General features: G+C 51.8%; 23 protein-coding genes. 1 reads left to right on the forward strand and 22 read right to left on the reverse strand.

The genetic code is table 11. The features are described 5' to 3' along the window. The 3 genes from dapB to RSX24_RS13885 all read right to left on the reverse strand — a co-directional run bounded on the left by dapB (position 1) and on the right by RSX24_RS13885 (position 1,788). A complete protein-coding gene (gene dapB, locus RSX24_RS13875; RefSeq protein WP_343260950.1) occupies positions 1-804 on the reverse strand; it encodes a 4-hydroxy-tetrahydrodipicolinate reductase in 804 nt (267 codons plus the stop codon). A gap of 77 nt (positions 805-881) precedes the next feature. Then, positions 882-1,406 (reverse strand): tetratricopeptide repeat protein, encoded by a 525-nt coding sequence (locus RSX24_RS13880; protein WP_236419741.1) that lies wholly within the window; start codon positions 1,404-1,406, stop codon positions 882-884. Positions 1,407-1,458: 52 nt separating this feature from the next. Next, positions 1,459-1,788 (reverse strand): nucleotide pyrophosphohydrolase, encoded by a 330-nt coding sequence (locus RSX24_RS13885; RefSeq protein ID WP_236419743.1) that lies wholly within the window; start codon positions 1,786-1,788, stop codon positions 1,459-1,461. A 212-nt stretch (positions 1,789-2,000) separates the two neighbouring features. Between RSX24_RS13885 and RSX24_RS13890 the strand changes: the two genes are divergently transcribed. Further along, on the forward strand, positions 2,001-2,870 hold the full coding sequence (locus tag RSX24_RS13890) for a YitT family protein (RefSeq protein ID WP_236419745.1): 870 nt from the start codon (positions 2,001-2,003) through the stop codon (positions 2,868-2,870). Between the two features lie 99 nt (positions 2,871-2,969). Here RSX24_RS13890 and RSX24_RS13895 read toward each other — a convergent pair whose 3' ends face one another. The 19 genes from RSX24_RS13895 to trpD all read right to left on the reverse strand — a co-directional run bounded on the left by RSX24_RS13895 (position 2,970) and on the right by trpD (position 19,234). Then, on the reverse strand, positions 2,970-3,845 hold the full coding sequence (locus RSX24_RS13895; RefSeq protein WP_236419747.1) for a sporulation protein YpjB: 876 nt from the start codon (positions 3,843-3,845) through the stop codon (positions 2,970-2,972). A gap of 79 nt (positions 3,846-3,924) precedes the next feature. Further along, on the reverse strand, positions 3,925-4,551 hold the full coding sequence (locus RSX24_RS13900; protein WP_343261063.1) for a DUF1405 domain-containing protein: 627 nt from the start codon (positions 4,549-4,551) through the stop codon (positions 3,925-3,927). A 277-nt stretch (positions 4,552-4,828) separates the two neighbouring features. Continuing rightward, complete coding sequence (locus RSX24_RS13905) at positions 4,829-5,719, reverse strand: c-type cytochrome (protein WP_343260951.1); 891 nt, start codon at positions 5,717-5,719, stop codon at positions 4,829-4,831. A 21-nt stretch (positions 5,720-5,740) separates the two neighbouring features. Next, positions 5,741-6,412, reverse strand: coding sequence for a menaquinol-cytochrome c reductase cytochrome b subunit (qcrB, locus tag RSX24_RS13910; protein WP_017687726.1), 672 nt, complete (start codon positions 6,410-6,412; stop codon positions 5,741-5,743). Between the two features lie 15 nt (positions 6,413-6,427). Then, the gene (locus tag RSX24_RS13915; protein ID WP_236419751.1) at positions 6,428-6,973 is read right to left on the reverse strand and encodes a QcrA and Rieske domain-containing protein; all 546 of its coding nucleotides are present in this window, start codon (positions 6,971-6,973) and stop codon (positions 6,428-6,430) included. A 193-nt stretch (positions 6,974-7,166) separates the two neighbouring features. After that, a complete protein-coding gene (locus RSX24_RS13920; RefSeq protein WP_236419753.1) occupies positions 7,167-7,589 on the reverse strand; it encodes a DUF2487 family protein in 423 nt (140 codons plus the stop codon). 236 nt (positions 7,590-7,825) lie between these two features. Beyond that, on the reverse strand, positions 7,826-8,005 hold the full coding sequence (locus tag RSX24_RS13925; RefSeq protein WP_236419755.1) for an IDEAL domain-containing protein: 180 nt from the start codon (positions 8,003-8,005) through the stop codon (positions 7,826-7,828). A 23-nt stretch (positions 8,006-8,028) separates the two neighbouring features. Next, positions 8,029-8,535 carry a gamma carbonic anhydrase family protein gene (locus RSX24_RS13930; protein ID WP_236419757.1) on the reverse strand — a complete coding sequence of 169 codons (507 nt, stop codon included), beginning with the start codon at positions 8,533-8,535 and terminating at the stop codon, positions 8,029-8,031. 44 nt (positions 8,536-8,579) lie between these two features. Then, positions 8,580-9,698, reverse strand: a complete 1,119-nt coding sequence (locus RSX24_RS13935) for a hypothetical protein (RefSeq protein WP_236419759.1) — start codon at positions 9,696-9,698, stop codon at positions 8,580-8,582. 223 nt (positions 9,699-9,921) lie between these two features. Then, a complete protein-coding gene (locus tag RSX24_RS13940; protein WP_236419761.1) occupies positions 9,922-10,521 on the reverse strand; it encodes a histidine phosphatase family protein in 600 nt (199 codons plus the stop codon). A gap of 23 nt (positions 10,522-10,544) precedes the next feature. Continuing rightward, on the reverse strand, positions 10,545-11,195 hold the full coding sequence (locus RSX24_RS13945; protein WP_236419763.1) for an anti-sigma factor family protein: 651 nt from the start codon (positions 11,193-11,195) through the stop codon (positions 10,545-10,547). Then, positions 11,192-11,785 carry an RNA polymerase sigma factor gene (locus RSX24_RS13950; RefSeq protein ID WP_236419765.1) on the reverse strand — a complete coding sequence of 198 codons (594 nt, stop codon included), beginning with the start codon at positions 11,783-11,785 and terminating at the stop codon, positions 11,192-11,194. The genes RSX24_RS13945 and RSX24_RS13950 overlap by 4 nt, the downstream gene beginning before the upstream one ends. A gap of 561 nt (positions 11,786-12,346) precedes the next feature. Further along, the gene (locus RSX24_RS13955; protein ID WP_236419767.1) at positions 12,347-13,441 is read right to left on the reverse strand and encodes a prephenate dehydrogenase; all 1,095 of its coding nucleotides are present in this window, start codon (positions 13,439-13,441) and stop codon (positions 12,347-12,349) included. Between the two features lie 23 nt (positions 13,442-13,464). After that, positions 13,465-14,565, reverse strand: a complete 1,101-nt coding sequence (hisC, locus tag RSX24_RS13960; RefSeq protein ID WP_343260952.1) for a histidinol-phosphate transaminase — start codon at positions 14,563-14,565, stop codon at positions 13,465-13,467. Positions 14,566-14,646: 81 nt separating this feature from the next. Next, complete coding sequence (trpA, locus tag RSX24_RS13965; protein ID WP_236419771.1) at positions 14,647-15,453, reverse strand: tryptophan synthase subunit alpha; 807 nt, start codon at positions 15,451-15,453, stop codon at positions 14,647-14,649. Next, positions 15,450-16,649: a tryptophan synthase subunit beta gene (gene trpB, locus RSX24_RS13970; protein ID WP_236419773.1), complete on the reverse strand. Its 1,200-nt coding sequence runs from the start codon at positions 16,647-16,649 to the stop codon at positions 15,450-15,452. Before trpB ends, trpA begins: the two co-directional genes overlap by 4 nt. After that, complete coding sequence (locus tag RSX24_RS13975) at positions 16,646-17,272, reverse strand: phosphoribosylanthranilate isomerase (protein WP_438286831.1); 627 nt, start codon at positions 17,270-17,272, stop codon at positions 16,646-16,648. The genes trpB and RSX24_RS13975 overlap by 4 nt, the downstream gene beginning before the upstream one ends. Before the next feature lie 107 nt (positions 17,273-17,379). After that, entirely contained in the window at positions 17,380-18,171 is a 792-nt protein-coding gene (gene trpC / locus RSX24_RS13980; RefSeq protein ID WP_343260954.1) for an indole-3-glycerol phosphate synthase TrpC, read from the reverse strand. Then, the gene (gene trpD / locus RSX24_RS13985; RefSeq protein ID WP_339278441.1) at positions 18,161-19,234 is read right to left on the reverse strand and encodes an anthranilate phosphoribosyltransferase; all 1,074 of its coding nucleotides are present in this window, start codon (positions 19,232-19,234) and stop codon (positions 18,161-18,163) included. Before trpD ends, trpC begins: the two co-directional genes overlap by 11 nt. Between the last annotated feature and the right edge of the window lies 1 nt (position 19,235).

The following is a 19,235-nucleotide window of genomic DNA, read 5'->3' on the forward strand; positions in this document are numbered from 1 at the left end:
TTAGTCGATAAAATGGTCAAATCCATAAATAAGCCCCGTATACTGCATCACTTTCTGTATGCCGATCTTGACGCCTGGCATATAGCCTGCGCGTTCGTAAGAATCATGCCTGATTTTCAGCGTCTGCCCGAAATCGCCAAACACTACTTCTTGTTGTGCAAACACCCCCGGCAAGCGCACGCTATGAATTCGGAACCCGTTAAAGTAGCCTCCGCGCGATCCTTCGATGATCTCTTCTTCGTTCGGATTTCCCTGACGGAACTCTTTGCGTGTCTCCGCGATCAACTCGGCCGTTTTGACGGCCGTTCCCGAAGGCGCATCCAGCTTCTGATCACCATGATATTCGATGATCTCGACATTCGGCATATGTTTGGCCGCCATCGCCGCGAAACGCATCATCAAAATGGCGCCGATCGAGAAGTTGGGTGCGATCAGTCCGCCAATTCCTTTTTCGGTGCACAACTTGTCCAGCTGTTCAATTTGCTCTGGCGTAAAACCGGTCACTCCCATTACAGGTCTGACGCCATGACGTATGGCAATTTCCGTATGTTGGTAAGCGAATTTAGGGATGGTGAAATCTACCATGACCTCGGGTTTTGCCTGTGCAAAAGCCTGTTCGATATTGTCTGTAATGATAACCCCGCATTCAGGCAAACCTACCAAAGTGCCTGCATCGAGGCCCGCACCGGAACGGTTGACCGCCGCGACCAGTTCAAGCTCTGGATCCTGGAGGACCAATTTTACAACTTCCCGGCCCATGCGGCCTGCCGCTCCGATTACGGCAACTCGAATTACTTCACTCATCTTAGCTGCAACTCCTCACTATTGTTCGTTCGATGTTTTCCCTTCTCGTGACCGTGAAATGCTCACGGGCGAGATTTCTAATGAATGGACTTCATACGTTGTTTGATCTGCTGTAACAGCTGCTGCAGCTGTACATTCTGAGGATCGAGCGCAAGCGCTTCGCGCACCGTGCTCAATGCACGTTTGAATTCGTTCAGCTCGATATACGCAAGCGCAAGCAAAACATGCGCTTCCAATTGCAACGAATCCAAACGGATCGCCTCTGACAGCAGTGCGACTGCCTGTACGCAGTGCTCCGGCGATTTGCCGTCCCCCTGCTCCAACAAGGCCTTAGCTTGATTGGTCCGCTGCTTGGCCTCAAGCGTATGCAAATGAAGAAGATACTCTTCCGTACCGCCGGACAAATCCACCGCTTTTCGAGCATATTCAAGCGCAGAGCTCAAATGCTGGCTGCGGGCCTGCGTAATCGAACAGCGGTAATACAGTTCCGCATGTCCCGGATAAGCAAGGATGGCTGTCTCGAACCAACGGATCGCCTGTTCAAAATCATTTTGCAAAATACAACGGTAGGCCCGCTGCAAATAGTCCTCGGGTTTCATCATGCACACTGTCCCTCCCCCTATAGGGTGATGGTACAGCATATGTAATCAAGGCCTAATCGGTGTTTTTTGGCGTCCAGCGATTAGCGTCCCGGGTATTGAATTTATGCATGACTTTGTCGTGCGCCTCCGCAAGGTCGATCCCCAGAGAATTCGCAAAACAAATCGTAATGAATAAAATATCGCCGAGTTCAAGCTCAATGGAGTTGTCCTCTTCGGTAGCCTTTTTGGGCTTTTCACCGAATTGATGATTGACTTCCCGTGCCAGCTCGCCCACTTCTTCAGACATGCGGGCAAGCATCGCCAGCGGACTGAAGTATCCCTCCTTGAATTGGGATATGTAACGGTCTACTTCGCGCTGCATTTCTGCGATGCTTTTCTCCATGAGAACGGATTCCCCTTTTGAAATTAATCATATTGAATTTTTCAACTTTCATTTGTTCCTAATATATCAGTTATTGCGTTTTACTTCCACCATCGGCGTGCACAAATCATTTTTGAAACCACCGTTAAACAGGTATACTATATAAATCGCACTAATCAATCACATATTCGCGAAGGAATATAAATCAATTTACATATTGGAGTGAGAAACCTATGAGCAATGCCAAAGTCTGGTCGCAATTCAAAATCGTATTGCCCATTTTGCTGGGCACGGCGTTATATGCATTCGGCCTCCTGTATTTCATCATTCCCAACAAGCTGATGGAAGGCGGAGTCACCGGGGTCACTGTGCTTCTGAATTACGCGTTCGGCATTTCGCCGTCACTCACGACCTTGATTATCAATATCCCCCTGTTCTTGCTGGGTTTAAAAATTCTTGGCGGAAAACAGATGATCTACACGGGGATCGGAATCGGCTCCCTTACCGTGTTTCTATGGTTATTCGAGAAGATGATTCACGGAGGATGGATCGAGCCCCTCCATACAGAGAACGATCTCTTGCTTGCAGCCCTGTATGCCGGCGTCACCTTGGGCGCAGGTCTGGGCATTGTGTTTCGCTGGGGGGGTACGACAGGGGGCTCCGACATTATCGCCCGCATTTTAAACCGCAGGTATGGCTGGAGCATGGGCCGAGTACTCTTGGGAATCGACTTTATTATCATCGGCCTTTCCTTGATCTACATTCCCAAAGAAAAAATATTGTACACGCTCGTTGCTGTGTTCATCGCTTCAAAGGTCATCGACTTCATTCAGGAAGGGGCCTACTCGGCGCGTGCATTCATGATTATCAGCGATTACGCGCCCGAGATCGCGGAACAGATTACGCGTGATATGGACCGCGGCGTCACACTTATTCCAGCCATCGGGGCATACTCCAAGCAAGCAAAACATATGGCGTATTGCGTGATCTCGCGTCAGGAATTCAGGCGTTTGCAAACGATCGTCCGCTCCATCGACCCTCGTGCATTTGTCATTATTAACGACGTGCATGATGTGCATGGCGAAGGTTTTAAAGAAAGCTGACATTCAGCCCGGATACGATGCGTAACGACAACAAACAACCTCTGCCGTCAAGAAGGCTTCTCCGCGAAAGGCTTCTTGTGAACAGAGGTTGTTCGGCGGTCAGCGTTGAAATGGTACGATTCCATCCTGCTGCGCCCGGTATTTTCGATATCCGGCATATCCGAGCGCGATGACGATCACAGAAGTGATCAGCAATCCTGCCGTTCTTCGGTCAGGTCCATCCACGAAAGCGACGAAAGCACTCTCGTCCTTTTCCCTGCCGAACAGTAGGTTTACTTGCTCGCTTCCATGTTCAAACATGCTTCTCAGCTGTCCCCAATCAGTTTGTTTGGACGTGACCAACCCTTTGATATGGGAAAGCCATGCATCCAGCTGCTCAATCTGGGAAGGCTCACGACGAATGAGTGCAGCAGGCCGAATGGTCTCGTAATGTTCCTCCAACGCATTGAATAGACCTGCGAGCTCGTCAGAACGAACGCGCTGTTCCGCAGCGAGAGTTAATGCCTGCAGGTCATTTTGCATAATTTTGAAATATTGCAGCCACAAGGGCTTGGCCGGATTCGCAAGGCTGTCAGCGGCCAGCCGCAGTTTGGCGGAGGCCTGCTGCAAGGAAACCTCATCGTTTCTGACCCGGGCTGCCGCCTCCTTCACTTCAACCACCGTTTCGGTTAACGCATGAATTCCCTCCACGGTGGCCTGACCGTCAAACGAAATATGCTCCAGCCTTTGGCTAATGCGCGAAATGCCCTCCTGCACCTGTTCGATATCCTTGTCCAACACATGCCTGTAAAGGGCTGCCGCGGCTTCATTCAGCTGCTGAATCGAATGATTGACCGTTACTCCCTGATCCGTTCGACCAACTTCCCCGCTATCCTGTGCAGACACGCTGGATGACAAGTTTGTCCACGTCCATGCCGACAGCACGGTGAACAACAATGCCAATCGTCGCAGTTGAGCAATCAATTTTTTTTCCATGGACATCCCCCCACCATCAATGTATGGCAGAGGACTTGCCCTTAGAACAAAGCCATAAGTAAGATCTGGATCGGATCGCTTAAGCTCGCTTTGCCTGTCTCAACGCAAGCCAGGCAGCCAGAATGCTTGCCAGCGTGAGTCCAATGGTGAAGTTTCGAACGCCAGCCACGTATGGCATCAACGCTCCCGGCAACCATGGGAAAATATCGTATGTATAGTCCATCGTATCGTTCAACAACGTCCATACGCTTGCAAAGAGAAGCGCTCCCCAGCGAAAACCAAAGAATCGAACGTAAAACAATGCTTCCACCGCCATGGCTCCGTGAGAGGCAATCAGCATCCAGTGCTGCCAGGAGACCGGTCCGCCAAACGACCAGCCTGCAAAAATAATCGAACTGGCCCATACACCGTATTTAACCGAAGTGACAACCGCCAATGCTTGAATGACATGGCCGATTCGGTTTAGAAACCTGGATTGCGGCTTGTAAAGCACCCACAGCAGCGACAAGGTGAAAAACAGGCTTGCCGTCGGGCTGTCAGGCACAAACACGATTTGCCACAAGGGCTGTTCGGCCAAGGTCTGTTCAAGCTGGTCTCCGTACCATATGTATCCATAAACCGTTCCTACTGCGTTGCACCAAAAAAGAAGCCATAGAAAATAACGATTCGTCAAAAATTCCCGACTCCAAAAATACGATAAAGCCAATGTCGCTGCCCCTTCCATTCAAACTTCCTTTATGCGCTATAGAAACATAGAAACCGCACTAATCAATCACTCCCGGTCACTGCGAGTGCATTACCATCTTCCGTCCGCTATAATCCCTTTGCTTCTCCAGATTGGTTCTGCCTCTCCGTTAACGTGTGTATGTTTCTTGCGGCTTGCTATACTTTCTTCCTGCGGCTTCAGCCTATTGCCGCGCCTTTTGATCTTACCAAAAAAACCTGACCGTATCCACGATCAGGTTTCATTAGAGTGCCGATGTTTATTGTTCCGCCTTTTGACTGGCTAACCATGCCGTCAACTGATTGATATCCTCATCCGTCAGGCCTTGGGCTATCGCGTTTTCATACTGGGCAGGCATGCTGTTGTAACCTTCCTTGATGATGGTCAGGATTTCCTCCTGGCTGTGCTTGTCGCCTACGCCGCGAAGCGTAGGTCCGCCAGATCCCTTCAAGTCCGCTGCATGGCAATTCACACAACCAGCCTTTTTGAACGTTTCCATTGCCGGATTGTCCTTATCCACGATCGCGATGTCCTGCTGTTGGCCCGGGGCATTGGACGTCGGAAGCCCCTGTTCGTGCTTCTCTCGGGCTTCCTCTTCACGCTGGATATGTTCCGGTTTCTGTCCGGTTGCCTCCAGTTCATGCTTGTAATGAGTCCAAGCGACATTGGTCAGATAGAATACCGAAATCACCGACAAAATCATAAGCGAGGACGCAATAGGGCGTTTATAAAACCGACGCTCCTTGCCCGTGTCGAGAAACGGTGCCAGCAACAAAGCTCCAAAAGCAACGCCGCTGACGCCTAACACGCCAAGCAACACATAGTCGCCTGAGGCGTACGGGTACTTCAAATACTGATAGAGAAACAAAAAGTACCAGTCCGGCATCGGAATGACCGATGCGCTCGGGTTAGCCGGATATCCGAGCGGAGCCGGTTCCGAAATGGTCAGAACCAATATGCCGACGAGTACAACGACGCCAACCATCCATTCCTTTAACAGAAAATTAGGAATAAACGCTTCGGACTTGCCGGGATACGCCGTATAGTCGGGCGGAGTAATAAAGCCGCTGCCTTTACGGACCCTCGAGTCGCCAACATAAACGACTTTTTCCTGCTTCTCCGGTTGATCGGACTTGTGTCCGTGAGCCATCGCAATTCCTCCCTTCTACGTTTATAAAGGTCCCGAAATGCCCTGTCTGCGGATCATGATGAAGTGTCCGACCAGAAGCACCAGAAGCACTGCGGGGAGGAAGAATACATGCAGGGCAAAAAAGCGTGTCAGCGTCTGCGCACCAACGATGGTACCGCCTTGCAGGAACTCCTTGATGATCGGTCCCAGCCATGGAACCGTGTTGGCGATTTCGAGCGTCACTTTGGTCGCGAAATACGCCTTGTTGTCCCAAGGCAACAAATAACCTGTCAATCCCAAACCAAGCATTACAAAAAAGATCAACATGCCGACAACCCAGTTCATCTCGCGCGGCGCTTTATACGAACCGGTAAAAAACACGCGCATCGTATGTAGAAACATCATGACGATAACCAGGCTGGCTCCCCAATGATGCATCCCGCGCACGATTTGTCCAAAGGCAACCTTTGTCTGCAAATACTCGACGCTGGCATAGGCATTGATGATATCGGGCACATAGTACATCGTCAGAAACATCCCTGACAAAATCTGAATTACGGTAATAAAGAACGTCAATCCGCCGAAACAATACACGAATGCCGAGAAATGATGCGCGGGGTTTACGTGCTCGGGAACTTCATGGTCCGCGACATCCCTCCATATGGGCGTGATATCAAGACGTTCGTCGATCCAGTCATAGACATTTTTAAACATCCGCTTTCACGCCTCCTATTTCACCCGGGTATTCGGAATGATCTCGCCGAGATACACCCAGCCCTGCTCTTCTCTGACGACGTATTCGTCCAACGGTTTCGGGGCAACGGCCAGATTCTTTCCTTCCTTGTCATAGTGCGCGCCATGGCAGGGGCAATGGTACTCGTCGGGATAATTTTTGTCGCTGTTCCATCCGACGGTGCAGCCCAGATGCTTGCAAATCGGCGAGAGCGCATAAATTTTGCCTTGCTCATCCTTACGGATCCAGGCTACCAACGAGGCATTGCTCAAATACCAGCCATCCTGCTGCTTTAATTCAAACGTAAATTCCTGAGGTTCGTTCGTGATCTTGCTGATTTCTGCCACTTTGACGGACGTTCCTTCGCCCTTGTGCTGCAAAATCGGATCCACCGCAAAACGGACCATGGGAAGAATGGCGCCAGCGGCCATGTAGGCCGTGGCTCCTCCAAGCGTGTAGGTCAAAAACTGCCTGCGCGACATTTCCTTTCGGCTTGGCGGTTTGTCCATGGCTTCGTGCTGGTCATCATGCTCGCTGCTCATAATGTCTCCAACCCCCTTTTTCAGCCAAGTTTCGCATACGTTTTCATTTTCATAAATTCCATGACTTACTAGAACATACATAATCATATAGTAGCCCTAGAACACCGTCAAGAATTTGTCACACATTTTTAAGGTAGTGTTGTAAGCGTTATTATAAAATTGTTGATAATTTGTCACATTTGTCACCAGAAATTCACTTTCTCCACAACTCACGAATTTTTTCGCCGATATATGTACTTAGCGCCTGCTCTCCAGCCTCCCGAACACCTTCAGAACGGCAAAAAACAAGATCTGCAGCGGGAATCTGTTTCGGGTTCAACTCGCCGTCGGCAGACATGATCACCACGAATTTGAATCCGGAAGCCTTCAATTGTTCAGCAAGCAAGTTCAAATTCCTTGACATTTCCGGAAACGTGTAATGAACAGCCGGATACGTCATGATTCGACCTTTGAAAGGAATTTCAACCAAATCCAGAAAATCTCTGAGCCGTTCCAATGCTTCGGTTGCCTCCGCCGGGGAACTCCCTCCAGACAACGCCGTGTAAGGAATCAGGCAAGTGTCCATGTATAACTGCAGTTCAGCCCAGCTATCCTTTGACATTTCACTGAATTTCATTTCCCGAAGACTCCTTTCCATCCATTTTATTTCCATATTATACCTGAACACTGGATATATTCATAGCGTTTTCTATCGTTCACTTAATGCTTATATAAGACAGTCTATATAGCTATATAGGCCTTAAAGCCAGGCACTTAGAATTTCATATAAAAAGAGAATGCGCCGGTTGCGCATTCTCTTTTTATAGATTGTGGTTACTTTACAACACTAGATATTTTTTTACTTTCAGCTCTTCAGTTTATGGCCTTCAGTTCATCCGTCAGATTCCGGAAAGCTACCTTGTCTCCTGTAGCCAACGCCTTGTCGATTTCCATATACAGCTTTTCACTGCGCTGTTTGCGCAGCGCTTCGTCCCATACCATCTCAGCAGCCAGCCCCAACATGACTTCATACGTAGCTTTCATTTTATCCAATAGGATGCACCTCCAAAACGGTTTTAAGAGCTCCTATATTCCCTTCCTTTGGAAACGTATCCACTTGAAGTTCGGGACATCCGTTCCAAATCGGCGTCCGTCAATTCGCGCACAACTTTTGCCGGCGTTCCCAAAGCAAGGGTATAGGGCGGAATTTTTGCATTTTCAGTAACAACAGAACCGGCCCCGATCAGCGTGTATTCGCCAATTTCGGCTCCATTGAGAAGAATGGCGCCCATGCCGACCAGTGAACCTGTTCCAATATGGCAGCCGTGCACGATGGCCGAATGCCCTACGGAAACGTCATCCCCCATGATCAGCGGCTGCCCCTTATTCACATGACCGACCGCATTATCCTGAATGTTGCAGCGCTCGCCTATGATGATGGGCGCCAAATCGGCACGCAGCACTGCGTTGAACCAGACGGTCGAGCCCTCACCCATTCGCAAATCCCCGATGAGTTTGGCTCCTTCAGCAAAGTATACCGAGGGATGTAATATCGGGCTTAACCCTTTGTACGGAATTATCATTCATATCACTCCTTAATTTGGGAGTGATTGTAGCAAGTGATCCCTCACTTGTCAAACACAACTGGCGCCTGATGGCCCGATAGCGCCCGACAGGATGCGGCAAGACGCGAACCCCATGCCGTCATTTGCATCGTGCGCAAGCCGGAGTGCTCCCCGATGCGCAGCATACCCAAGTGCAGCATCATTTTGGTGATCCGCTGATCGAATATGGCTTCTGGCGTATCGTAATAAAAAGGCTGGATCAAGGGGCCGATCTGATGAAACAGCGAGCTCGAGGTTGACCATTCTCGCGCGCATTCCCCGATCCAGTACACCACGGAAGCCAAATTGGGAATGGCCCCTTTATAGAGTCTTAACCAAAATCGGAACATCTGGACCATCTCGCTGCCGTTTTCGGTAACCAGCTTGTCCTCACCTTCCGACGTCAACTCCAGCCCATCCCTGTTTTCCCGGATAAGCCGATGGTGGTAGGCATAGTCGTAAATGAAAGCAAAACGGTCCGGGTAATCCTTGAATGAACGCCCGTATCCAAATCTCCATCCCGCTTTTCCCACCAATGTCTCCCGGATGTGCAGATGTTCCATGATTTGCATCTGGGAACGGCGATACATCATGCCTTCGGCATTCAATGCGATGTCATGCCTCGATACGTATTGCAAAAACAGCTTGAGGTCCTCGGCAAGCAGATGATGCTCGTCCCTGTACATGGCGGGTTCATCCGTTGTTTCGATCCCCTCTTTCAAATGGGCTGCCAGCACGTCTCGAAATCTCGCCTTCAAATCCTGCGGAACCTGATACAGGTATTTGGTTTGTTGGGTGGTTCCGTTAAACAACCATCCGCTTTTGCTGAACCGCACGATCAGGTCACGGGGACTCATGCCGGCATCGCCCTCCTGTTTCTCGAGCGATTGCCGGGCAATCGCAATGAGCTCCTCCATACCGAAATATTGGCGCGAATCAAACAGCAGCAGGTTTAAGAAACGTCGATTGGGCCAGTCCAGTTCGGAAACCTGCTTTTCAAAAAAAGGCCTGTTGCCCAATGTAGTGAGAATGCTCTGGATGAGTTCATGTTTGGAATTGGGCTTGCATTTGCAGTTGTAATAATCCGCGATTCGGTTAAGCTGGCCGATATCGGCAAACGTTAGCATATCCGCTAGATTCATGGGTCCATCGCCTCGCCGTTGACTACTGTCGGCTGATTCGGGGCCTGTAGTAGTTTGGTTTTGTAAACATCGTTGACGGAATTTCCATGATCTAAACCTGCAGTCGGCAAATCTTTCATTCTTTTTTTACTATTCTATGCTCAGATTTGGTTGCTCAGAAGAATATGGACCTCCCGATCCCATGCTGAAGTGAAAAAGACACAAAAAAAACAACCTGAATGGGTTAGTCAGGTTGTTTTACGGTATCCAATGTCAAATGACGTGTGCAATTGTACAGCAGCGGCGTCCAATCGTGCTTCTCTTTCTCAAGAATGGTCAAAGACAAGTTGCCGATTCGTTCTGAGTATCGATCCTTGAACAAAGCGGCCAACAAATTGGCAAGCAGGGCACCGTGAGTTACGATCAGGATGTTTTTGTGCGGATGGGCACACCAGAGATCCTCCAAAAATGCAACTGCCCGCAGCTGAATATCGGCAACCTTCTCTTGTCCCAGATCCAGCGTCTCCCAGTCGGTACCCCAGCGGGAAACACGTTCTTCGGACGTAAGGCCCTCGATCTGGCCAAACCCTCTCTCTTTCAGGCGTGCATCCGGCTCAAGCATCGGCACATGGAGCATCCCGGACAAAATTTCACCCGTCTCCTGCGCGCGGGACAAGCCGCTTGTAATGATGAAATCCCATTGCTGTTCCTCTGCAAGCAGACGGCTCCCCAGCCGTTCTGCCTGCCTTTTGCCTTCGGCATTCAGGGGAATGTCCGTCTGTCCCTGAATGCGTCCTGCGGCATTCCAATCGGTAAGACCGTGACGAATCAGCCCAATCCGCATTTCATCCCTCATTTCTCCATTCGTTAGACAGCCGTCGTCTCGGGACCGGAACGCTGCTTCCGTTTGCTCGTCGTCCGATGCATGCGCCCAAGCGAGAACAACGCCATTCCAATGGCAAGCAAGGATAGCCCCATCCAATATTGAGGATAGGCAGGCCCCATGCTTACGACCAGTGGTTCGACAATACTGCCCCGGTCCATACCGGACAGGCTGTACTGATACATCACGGATGAAGACGAATCTCCGCCCGCTACAGCCGTTTCCAGAATGCCCGTAGTGAGCACGCTTGGCTTCTCGGCTTCCGTTACATCCGGCTTAAACATGGCCATGTACAAAAAGCTGCACAGGAAAATGGCCATAAACGCGGCAATCCACAAAGACATGTGCTTTCGAAGTGCGGCAGAGAACCGGTTGACTTTCACCTCTTCAGGCAGCAGCCATGGAGACTCCGCATATATCCGGTCCATCACGTTGCGGTTGACTCGTTCCGCTTGCTGCTCCGTAACCGGCTCAGGTATGCTGTGCAACAATATCCGGGCTTCTTCCCAGACTTCGAACTGCTGCGAACATTCCTTGCATCCGGCTAAATGGGCATCGAACGCTAGCCGCTGAGGATGATTTTCCGGCAAATCCCAGATATAAGCAAACAGCTCCTGGGCTTCATCGCAATTCATCGGTTTTTCATCCCTTCATATGGCTCGTACACCGGTTCGAAGAAATAAGGCTCCAATTGGGATTTCACGCTGGATCTCGCTCTGAACAACAGCGATTTCACGGAGCTGACGCTTTGTCCGAGAATGCTGGCGATTTCCTGATAGTCCAACTGATCATACTCACGAAGTATGATGGCCGAACGCTGCTTCTCAGGCAAATTGTTTATGGCATCTCTCACCAGCGTTACCCGTTCACTTCGCAACACGGCGTGCTCCGGCGCATTCTCCGAAGGAGCAACCGGAACTACCCCGCTCTCTTCGAGCGGCACGTTGCCGCTGCGCTGTTTGCGAAGCTCGCTTAGCACCGTGTTGCGCGCGATGGTGTACAACCAAGTAGAGAAAGATGCATCCACCTCGCGAAACGAGTGCAGGCTGCGAAACGCCTTATAAAATGTCTCAGAGCACAGATCCTCTGCAAGCAGCTCCATATTGGAACTCTTCAACATATGATATACAAAAGCCAGTATTTTACGCTGATAACGGCGCATCAGCTCGGAATATAACTCCAGGTTACCTTCCTTGATTTCACGAATCAACTGGGAATCCGTCATTTGAGTGCGACCCCTCCTCGCCCATCCATGTGCTTCTCCCCGTTCGACTCTACTCATTATTACCGAACAGGCACAAAAAAGTTGCGGTATTCACCGCATGGAATATGCAAACCATGCCGAAGCATGGTCATTCGTCAATTTCCCCTATGTAATGGTAATTTCCCCAACGTTTCTACATAACAGTACATATTGTACAACGGTCTGCAGCACTCTGGCAAATCCAGTGCTATCCAGTGAAGTCCGACCTGACATTTATATGCGGCCATTTTGGCGACCATAACCGCGATTTGCTCGGTTTTTGTTTCACACATTATTTAATGACGTAACATACCTGCTAAAAGGTTGCACATTTGCGAAATTTATTTTCTAAAAACAAAAAAAAGACCGCTTACATAAGCGGTCATTGCTCATTCCGAGCAATACAGTTATTGGATAGGAGTGGAGAGAAACCATACTGTACTTTTATTATATGTATCCGTTTTCATTTTGTCAACCCTTCGAGAAAAATTTGTTAAACTTCATTAAAACTTACAAAAGAAAAGAGGACCCGCGGGCCCTCTTTTAGATCCATACCTGATATCCAAGCGAATCCAGCAGTGTCCGGGCACGCTCCATCTCCTCTTCCTGACGGAAAGAGAGGCGCATAATACCCGGTACGTCCACCCGGTTCTCGATGATTTCCATGTTGCTCAAGTTAATGTCATGCTTCCCGAGTTCAGTCGCGATTTTGCCGATCGCTCCGGGAGCATCCTGTACATCCGTATACAGATCGAACAACGGGGAAATCATGCCCTTTCGCCGTTCTGGCAGCACGCTGCGGAATTCGCGCGCCTCCCGGAATGCCTGCTCGATACGTTCGCCGTTATGCTCCTCCAGCATTTTGGTGAACGCCGCGATCTGGCCATTCCAATCCTTGAGCAGTCCAAGGAGCACATCCCGATTGCTGAGCAGAATATCGCGCCACACGATGGCATCGCTGGAGGCAATGCGCGTAATGTCCCGGAATCCGCCTGCTGCAAGCATTTTGTATAACGGATTCGATTCATTATACTCACGCACCTGATTCACCAGCGCAACGGCAATCACATGCGGCAGATGGCTGATGGCTCCTACGATGTCGTCATGAAGCAGCGGCTCCACGCGGACGATCTGCGCCCTTGTGTATGCCAACAGCTCGGACAACCGCCCGTACGCCTCCTCGGGCACATGTGCCGAAGGGGTAAGGACATAGTAGGCGTTCTCGAAAAGCACGGCAGAAGCTGCATCGACGCCCGCACGTTCCGACCCTGCCATCGGATGTCCGCCTATGAAGTAGGCGTCCTTCAAACGAAGATGCTCGGCGCAAGCCACAATGGAAGCCTTCGTGCTGCCAACATCGGTGATGATGCACCCTTTTTTCAACGGAAGGGCCGCAAGCTGCTTGAAATACGATTCCAGCAAACCTACAGGCACGCACAGGAAAATAAAGTCGGCATCCTTCACCGCGTCTTCCAAGGAGAGCGTGGCATCATCCACCACGCCGCTGGCTATGTACTTCTCCTTAAGCTCCGGCAAGTGGGCGTAGCCCACCACCGTCACGTCCGGCTTCCCCTTAAAGCAGAGTGCCAACGAACCTCCGATGAGTCCTACGCCGATCATTGCAATTTTACGTGTCATGGTTCCTCGCTATCCGCAGCCCGCTAAGGGCGAGCTACCGCTTTCTCCGCGAGGGTATTCTCGAGCGCCGCCACGAAAGCCCGGTTCTGTTCGGGCGTCCCGACAGATACACGAATGTAAGTAGGGTACAAGCGGAAGCCCGGTCGAACGATAATGCCTTGTTTAAGCAGGGATTGGAACGCTTCCTGGGTAGGCATGTCGAGATTCACCATAATAAAGTTCCCTTGCGACGGGAAATACGGCAAACCCAGCCGCGTAAACTCTCCTTGCAAAAAGTCGCGCTCCGTCTGGTTGAGCGCAGAACACTCCTGCACGAAAGCTTGGTCAGCCAAGGCGGCTGTTGCCGCGGCTTGACCGAAACGGGACGTATTGAACGGCTCCCGCACACGGTTGATCATGTCAATGACCTCAGGACGTCCCACCCCGTATCCGATGCGCAGGGAAGCGAGGCCGTAAATTTTGGAAAATGTACGCAAAATGACGAGATTCGGATAACGTTCCAGCATCGGGATGGACTGCGGATAAGCTTCATCCTTGACAAATTCGTAGTACGCCTCATCCAGCACGACCATGACATGGGCAGGCACCCGGTTCAGGAAGGAAGTCAGTTCCGCATCGGTAACGATCGTACCTGTCGGGTTGTTGGGGTTGCATACCCAGACCACTTTGGTTTTATCATTGATTTTGGCGAGCATGGCTTCGAGATCATGCTTTCCATCCACAAGCGGCACTTCGATGCTTACCGCACCCTCGATGTCAGCATTGCTTTTGTATACGGAAAACGTCTGGTCTGCCATAATCGTTTCGTCGCCTGGGAGGAAAAATGCCCGGGCGATCAATGCGATGATTTCGTCCGAACCGCAGCCAAAAATCAAATGGTTGCTCGCAACGCCGAGATGTTTGGCGAGCGTGCTCGCCAACTCCGCCGAGCTGCCATCCGGGTAAATGCTAATGTTTGCAAATTCATTCTTAATCGCTTCAATCGCGGCAGGTGAACTGCCGTACGGATTTTCGTTGGAAGCGAGCTTGATGACTTTTTCGAGCCCCAGCTCACGCTTCACTTCTTCAACCGGTTTGCCTGGTTGGTATACAGGCAGATTGACAATCTGGGATTTCGGTTTCAATCCGACCGCCTCCTTCATGTTGTGCTTATAAACAGGAACGGCATGCCGAAGCATGCGCCACTAGAATCCCCTAGTCTCCTACTAACCTTTTAATTGTGCCACAAAGTTGCGGATTTGCAACAGACCTTCCTCGCGCGTCTCGGCCTGCTTCAGCAAAGGAATGGCCTCCTCGACTTTGCGTACGATGGCGCTGCCCACGACAACCCCGTCGCAGATGCGGGAAAAACGCGCAACTTGTTCGTGGCTCGAAATGCCGAAGCCTACGGCGACGGGAATGTCCGTGTAGCTTTTGACGGTCGAAATGAAGCTCTCGATTCCGTCGAAGAAGGATGCCCGTTCCCCTGTAACGCCAAGGGAAGATACGCAATAGATAAATCCGCGAGCGCCGGACACGATGCGTTCGATCCGTGCGTTCGATGTCGGAGCGACGAGCGGAACGAGGTGGATGCCCGCGGCTTCCGATCTCCGGCGCATATCCTCGGATTCCTCGATCGGCAGATCGGGAATGATCAGACCGCTGATTCCGTTATCGACCAATAGCTCGAAAAAAGCATCCAGCCCGGTTTGCAGTACCGGATTATAGTAGGTGAACAGCACGAATGGCATTTTGACGCCTTCTTCGCGTGCTCTCGCTGCGGTTTCAATGCAGGTGCGAATCGAAATTTGGCTCTGAAGCGCACGTTCCGATGCACGCTGGATGACAGGGCCATCGGCAAGCGGATCGGAGTAAGGCACGCCAAGTTCCAAAATATCGGCGCCTGCCCTTTCGAGCTCCTTGATAATGGCAACCGTAGTATCCAGATCAGGATCCCCTACGGTCAGGAACGGAATCAGTGCGGTGCGTTTCTGCTCCTTCAGCTGTTGGAAGGTCTGGTCCATCAAGTTCATGCCAATTTACCTCCCGTATACTTCATGATCGATTCGACGTCTTTGTCTCCACGCCCCGAGAGGCAGATCACGACGAGATCGTCCGCCGTCAATTCGGGCGCAAGCTTGATCACCTGGGCAATGGCATGCGAGGATTCCAACGCCGGAATGATGCCTTCCGTGCGGCAAAGCAATTGCAGGGCATCCAGCGCCTCCTGATCCGTGATGGGAACGTACTGTGCCCGCTCGGCATCCTTCAAATACGCATGCTCAGGGCCAACGCCCGGATAGTCCAGCCCTGCCGAAATCGAATGCGCCGGCTGCACCTGGCCGTACTCGTCTTGGAGCAAATAACTCATGGAGCCCTGGAATACGCCATGCGTACCCTTGGTCATGGTCGCGGCATGGAACTCGGTCTCCACGCCTTTGCCGGCAGCTTCCACGCCCACCAGCTTCACATTTTTGTCGTTAATGAACGGATAGAACATGCCGATGGCATTGCTGCCTCCGCCGACGGCGGCAACGATGACGTCCGGCAGCCGTCCTTCCAGCTCCTGAATCTGGCGACGCGTTTCGTCGCCGATGACACGCTGGAAGTTGCGAACCATCATCGGATACGGATGAGGCCCGACGACCGAACCGAGAACGTAAAACGTATCCTCCACGTTGCTGACCCAGTAACGCAGCGCTTCGTTGCCCGCGTCCTTCAGCGTTCGTGTACCCGATGTCACCGGGATGACCTCCGCACCGAGCAATCGCATGCGGAATACGTTCAGCTGCTGCCGCTGCGTGTCTTCCTCGCCCATGAACACCTTACATTCAAGGCCGAGCAAAGCGGCAACCGTAGCCGTTGCTACGCCGTGTTGTCCTGCGCCCGTTTCGGCGATGACTTTCTTTTTGCCCATCCGTTTGGCCAGCAATCCCTGTCCAAGGGCATTGTTGATTTTGTGCGCGCCCGTATGGTTCAGGTCCTCGCGTTTGAGGTAAATTTTCGGTCCGCCCAGATGGCGAGTCAGCTGCTCCGCAAAATACAAGGGGGTTTCCCGTCCGGAGTACTCGCTGAGCAAATAGTTCAGCTCCTTGTTGAACTCCTCGTCCTTCGAGAAGCGCTCGTAGGCTTCTTCGAGCTCAATCAGCGCGTTCATGAGCGTCTCAGGCACGAAGCGGCCTCCAAAAAGGCCGAAACGCCCGTTGTGATCTGGTAATGTATGTGTCATGCCTGCTTCACCCTTTCTACAAATGCTGTTATTTTTGCTATGTCCTTCACGCCGCCCGTCTCCACGCCGCTGGATACGTCAACCCCATCCGGTTGATAGGTCCGAATCAGGTCCTCTACGTTATCCGGCTGCAGTCCGCCCGCAACAAACCATTTGACGCCATGTTCCTTGCACCAGTCGGCATAAGCAGGGATTCGTTCCCAAGCAAAGGTTTTGCCCGATCCCCCGCCATACATGGGGTCATGGGTATCCAATAAAACAGCGTCCACTGTTCCTTCGTATGGGGTCAAGGCGCGTACCGCCGAATCGTTCTCATCATCGCCTGAGCCATCTTTCGGAAACGAAAACACCTTGAAAACCTCCGCTGCCCAGCGCTGCTTTACTTGGCGGCAAAATTCCGGCGTTTCCTGCCCATGCAGTTGAATGACGTCAAGGGGCGCCACATTCATAATATGTTCCAGCTCTTCCAGCGCAGGGTTTACAAATACCCCCGCCAATCCGGGTCGTTTCCCGGCCTTCCAGTCCATCAAAACTTCGTGTAAATCAGCTGCCCGTTCCGGTTCAATGCGGCGGCGGGATTTGGCAAAGACAACACCAATGTAATCCACAGGCAAGTTTATCATTGATTTTAGCACTTCAACGTCCTGAAGTCCACAAATTTTTGCCGCCGTCGAAGCCTGCTGCTGCCCAATTCCTTCACGGCTCCCTGCTTCGCCTTGTATGTTTTCGGTCATGCTTTTGGACCCATAAGCTCGTATACCGCAGCTTCCACATCATCCTTGCGCATCAGATGCTCCCCGACCAAAATGCCGCTTACGCCGGCCGATTCCAGCGCCTCCAATCGATGAGGACCGTCAATGCCGCTTTCGCTGATCAGCGTAACACGCTCGGGAATCAAATCCATCAATCGGAGAGTGGTGTCCAGGCTCGTTTCAAACGTCTTGAGATTGCGGTTGTTAATGCCTACCAGGGTCGCCTCGGGCAAACTTAACACTTGTTCCAGTTCCGCACGGTCATGGACCTCGATCAGCACATCCAGCCCGATGCTCCGGGCAAAGCCAAGATATTGCTCCATCTGCTGTGGCGTCAATATACTGGCGATCAGGAGAACGGCGTCTGCGCCAAGCAGCCTTGCTTCAGCGATTTGCCGCTCGTCAATGATGAAATCCTTGCGCAGGAGCGGAAGGTTCACTGCATCCCGAATGGCCTGAAGGTACTCCCCGCTGCCCTGGAAATAAGAAACGTCCGTCAGTACGGAAATGCAATCCGCACCAGCCCGTTCATATGCCATCGCGATGTCCACCGGATGGAAATCCGGACGAATGAGTCCTTTGGAAGGCGATGCCTTCTTCACCTCCGCGATCAATCCCAGCTTGCGATGACGCCCTTTCGACAGCGCATGCTCGAATCCGCGCGTGGGCGGCAGCTTTTCGATCTGTTTCAGCGCTTCCTCCATGCGGAACGTTTTGCCTAGTTCTTCCACTTCCTGTTGTTTGGTAACTACGATGCGATCAAGATACATGACTGTACGCCTCCGTTGTGTGAATTAATTGATTCAACTTCTCCGCAGCCCTGCCGGAATCGACGGCCCTCGCTGCCATAACGACGCCATCCGCAATCGAATCCGCAAAGCCTGATACGTAAATGCACGCTCCCGCGTTCAGCAAAACGACATCCCGGTAGGCGCTCCGTTCGCCTTGGAAGATCCGTTTAATGATTTCGGCATTCTGCACCGCATCTCCCCCTAGAACCGCATCCAACTTGTGCAGGGGCAGTCCCATATCCCGTGGGTCGATGTCGTATGTTCTTACTTCGCCGCCCCGCAGCTCGGATACCTGCGTCGGTGCCGAAATGCTGATTTCGTCCAGCCCGTCATGACTGGCAACAACCAACGCACGCTTCAGACCCAGACGATTCAGTACCTCGGCGATCATCGGCGTGCGGCTCCGGTCGTAGAGACCGAGCAATTGGCGATCCGCTCCCGCCGGGTTCGTAAGCGGTCCAAGCATGTTGAAGATCGTCCTTACGCCGAGTTCCTTCCGAGGCCCTGCCGCATGTTTCATGGACGGATGGTAAACCTGGGCAAAACAGAAGCAGATGCCGATATCGTCAAGGCACTGGCGCGCCTGCTCTCCATTCAGGTGAATATTGACGCCAAGCGCCTCCAGCACGTCCGCGCTTCCTGCCCGGCCCGAAGCGGAGCGGTTGCCATGTTTGGCGACGCGTACGTTAACGGCTGAAGCGATGATTGCAGAGGCGGTGGAAATGTTGAATTTGTGAATGCCCGAACCGCCCGTTCCGCACGTATCCAGCAAGTTGCTGCCATTGGTGAGGATGCGTCCGCCCTGTCCGCGCATCGCTTCGGCGAAGCCCGTAATTTCGTCCACCGTTTCCCCTTTCATGCGCAATGCCATCAGCAGCCCGCCAATCTGAGCAGGAGTAGCTTCACCGCCCATGATCGAAGTCATCAGATCCCGCGCCTCCGCTTGCTCCAGATGTCGACCCTCCAAAATTTTGGTCAGCCCTTGCTTCATTCCTTCCGCAGTTGCGCCGGGCGCAACGCTGCTTTTCGAGTCATCGTTCATC

This window comes from Paenibacillus hubeiensis (genome assembly GCF_032334105.1).
Taxonomy (GTDB): Bacteria; Bacillota; Bacilli; order Paenibacillales; family Paenibacillaceae; genus Paenibacillus; species Paenibacillus hubeiensis.

What these genes read in the sequence shown, in the direction of transcription:
- dapB (WP_343260950.1), bottom strand. Translation starts at nt 804, where the DNA reads ATGAGTGAAGTAATTCGAGTTGCCGTAATCGGAGCGGCAGGCCGCATG.
- RSX24_RS13880 (WP_236419741.1), bottom strand. Translation starts at nt 1,406, where the DNA reads ATGATGAAACCCGAGGACTATTTGCAGCGGGCCTACCGTTGTATTTTG.
- RSX24_RS13885 (WP_236419743.1), bottom strand. Translation starts at nt 1,788, where the DNA reads ATGGAGAAAAGCATCGCAGAAATGCAGCGCGAAGTAGACCGTTACATA.
- RSX24_RS13890 (WP_236419745.1), top strand. Translation starts at nt 2,001, where the DNA reads ATGAGCAATGCCAAAGTCTGGTCGCAATTCAAAATCGTATTGCCCATT.
- RSX24_RS13895 (WP_236419747.1), bottom strand. Translation starts at nt 3,845, where the DNA reads ATGGAAAAAAAATTGATTGCTCAACTGCGACGATTGGCATTGTTGTTC.
- RSX24_RS13905 (WP_343260951.1), bottom strand. Translation starts at nt 5,719, where the DNA reads ATGGCTCACGGACACAAGTCCGATCAACCGGAGAAGCAGGAAAAAGTC.
- qcrB (WP_017687726.1), bottom strand. Translation starts at nt 6,412, where the DNA reads ATGTTTAAAAATGTCTATGACTGGATCGACGAACGTCTTGATATCACG.
- RSX24_RS13915 (WP_236419751.1), bottom strand. Translation starts at nt 6,973, where the DNA reads ATGAGCAGCGAGCATGATGACCAGCACGAAGCCATGGACAAACCGCCA.
- RSX24_RS13920 (WP_236419753.1), bottom strand. Translation starts at nt 7,589, where the DNA reads ATGAAATTCAGTGAAATGTCAAAGGATAGCTGGGCTGAACTGCAGTTA.
- RSX24_RS13930 (WP_236419757.1), bottom strand. Translation starts at nt 8,535, where the DNA reads ATGATAATTCCGTACAAAGGGTTAAGCCCGATATTACATCCCTCGGTA.
- RSX24_RS13935 (WP_236419759.1), bottom strand. Translation starts at nt 9,698, where the DNA reads ATGAATCTAGCGGATATGCTAACGTTTGCCGATATCGGCCAGCTTAAC.
- RSX24_RS13940 (WP_236419761.1), bottom strand. Translation starts at nt 10,521, where the DNA reads ATGCGGATTGGGCTGATTCGTCACGGTCTTACCGATTGGAATGCCGCA.
- RSX24_RS13945 (WP_236419763.1), bottom strand. Translation starts at nt 11,195, where the DNA reads ATGAATTGCGATGAAGCCCAGGAGCTGTTTGCTTATATCTGGGATTTG.
- RSX24_RS13950 (WP_236419765.1), bottom strand. Translation starts at nt 11,785, where the DNA reads ATGACGGATTCCCAGTTGATTCGTGAAATCAAGGAAGGTAACCTGGAG.
- RSX24_RS13955 (WP_236419767.1), bottom strand. Translation starts at nt 13,441, where the DNA reads ATGACACGTAAAATTGCAATGATCGGCGTAGGACTCATCGGAGGTTCG.
- trpA (WP_236419771.1), bottom strand. Translation starts at nt 15,453, where the DNA reads ATGAACTTGATGGACCAGACCTTCCAACAGCTGAAGGAGCAGAAACGC.
- trpB (WP_236419773.1), bottom strand. Translation starts at nt 16,649, where the DNA reads ATGACACATACATTACCAGATCACAACGGGCGTTTCGGCCTTTTTGGA.
- RSX24_RS13975 (WP_438286831.1), bottom strand. Translation starts at nt 17,272, where the DNA reads ATGATAAACTTGCCTGTGGATTACATTGGTGTTGTCTTTGCCAAATCC.
- trpC (WP_343260954.1), bottom strand. Translation starts at nt 18,171, where the DNA reads ATGTATCTTGATCGCATCGTAGTTACCAAACAACAGGAAGTGGAAGAA.
- trpD (WP_339278441.1), bottom strand. Translation starts at nt 19,234, where the DNA reads ATGAACGATGACTCGAAAAGCAGCGTTGCGCCCGGCGCAACTGCGGAA.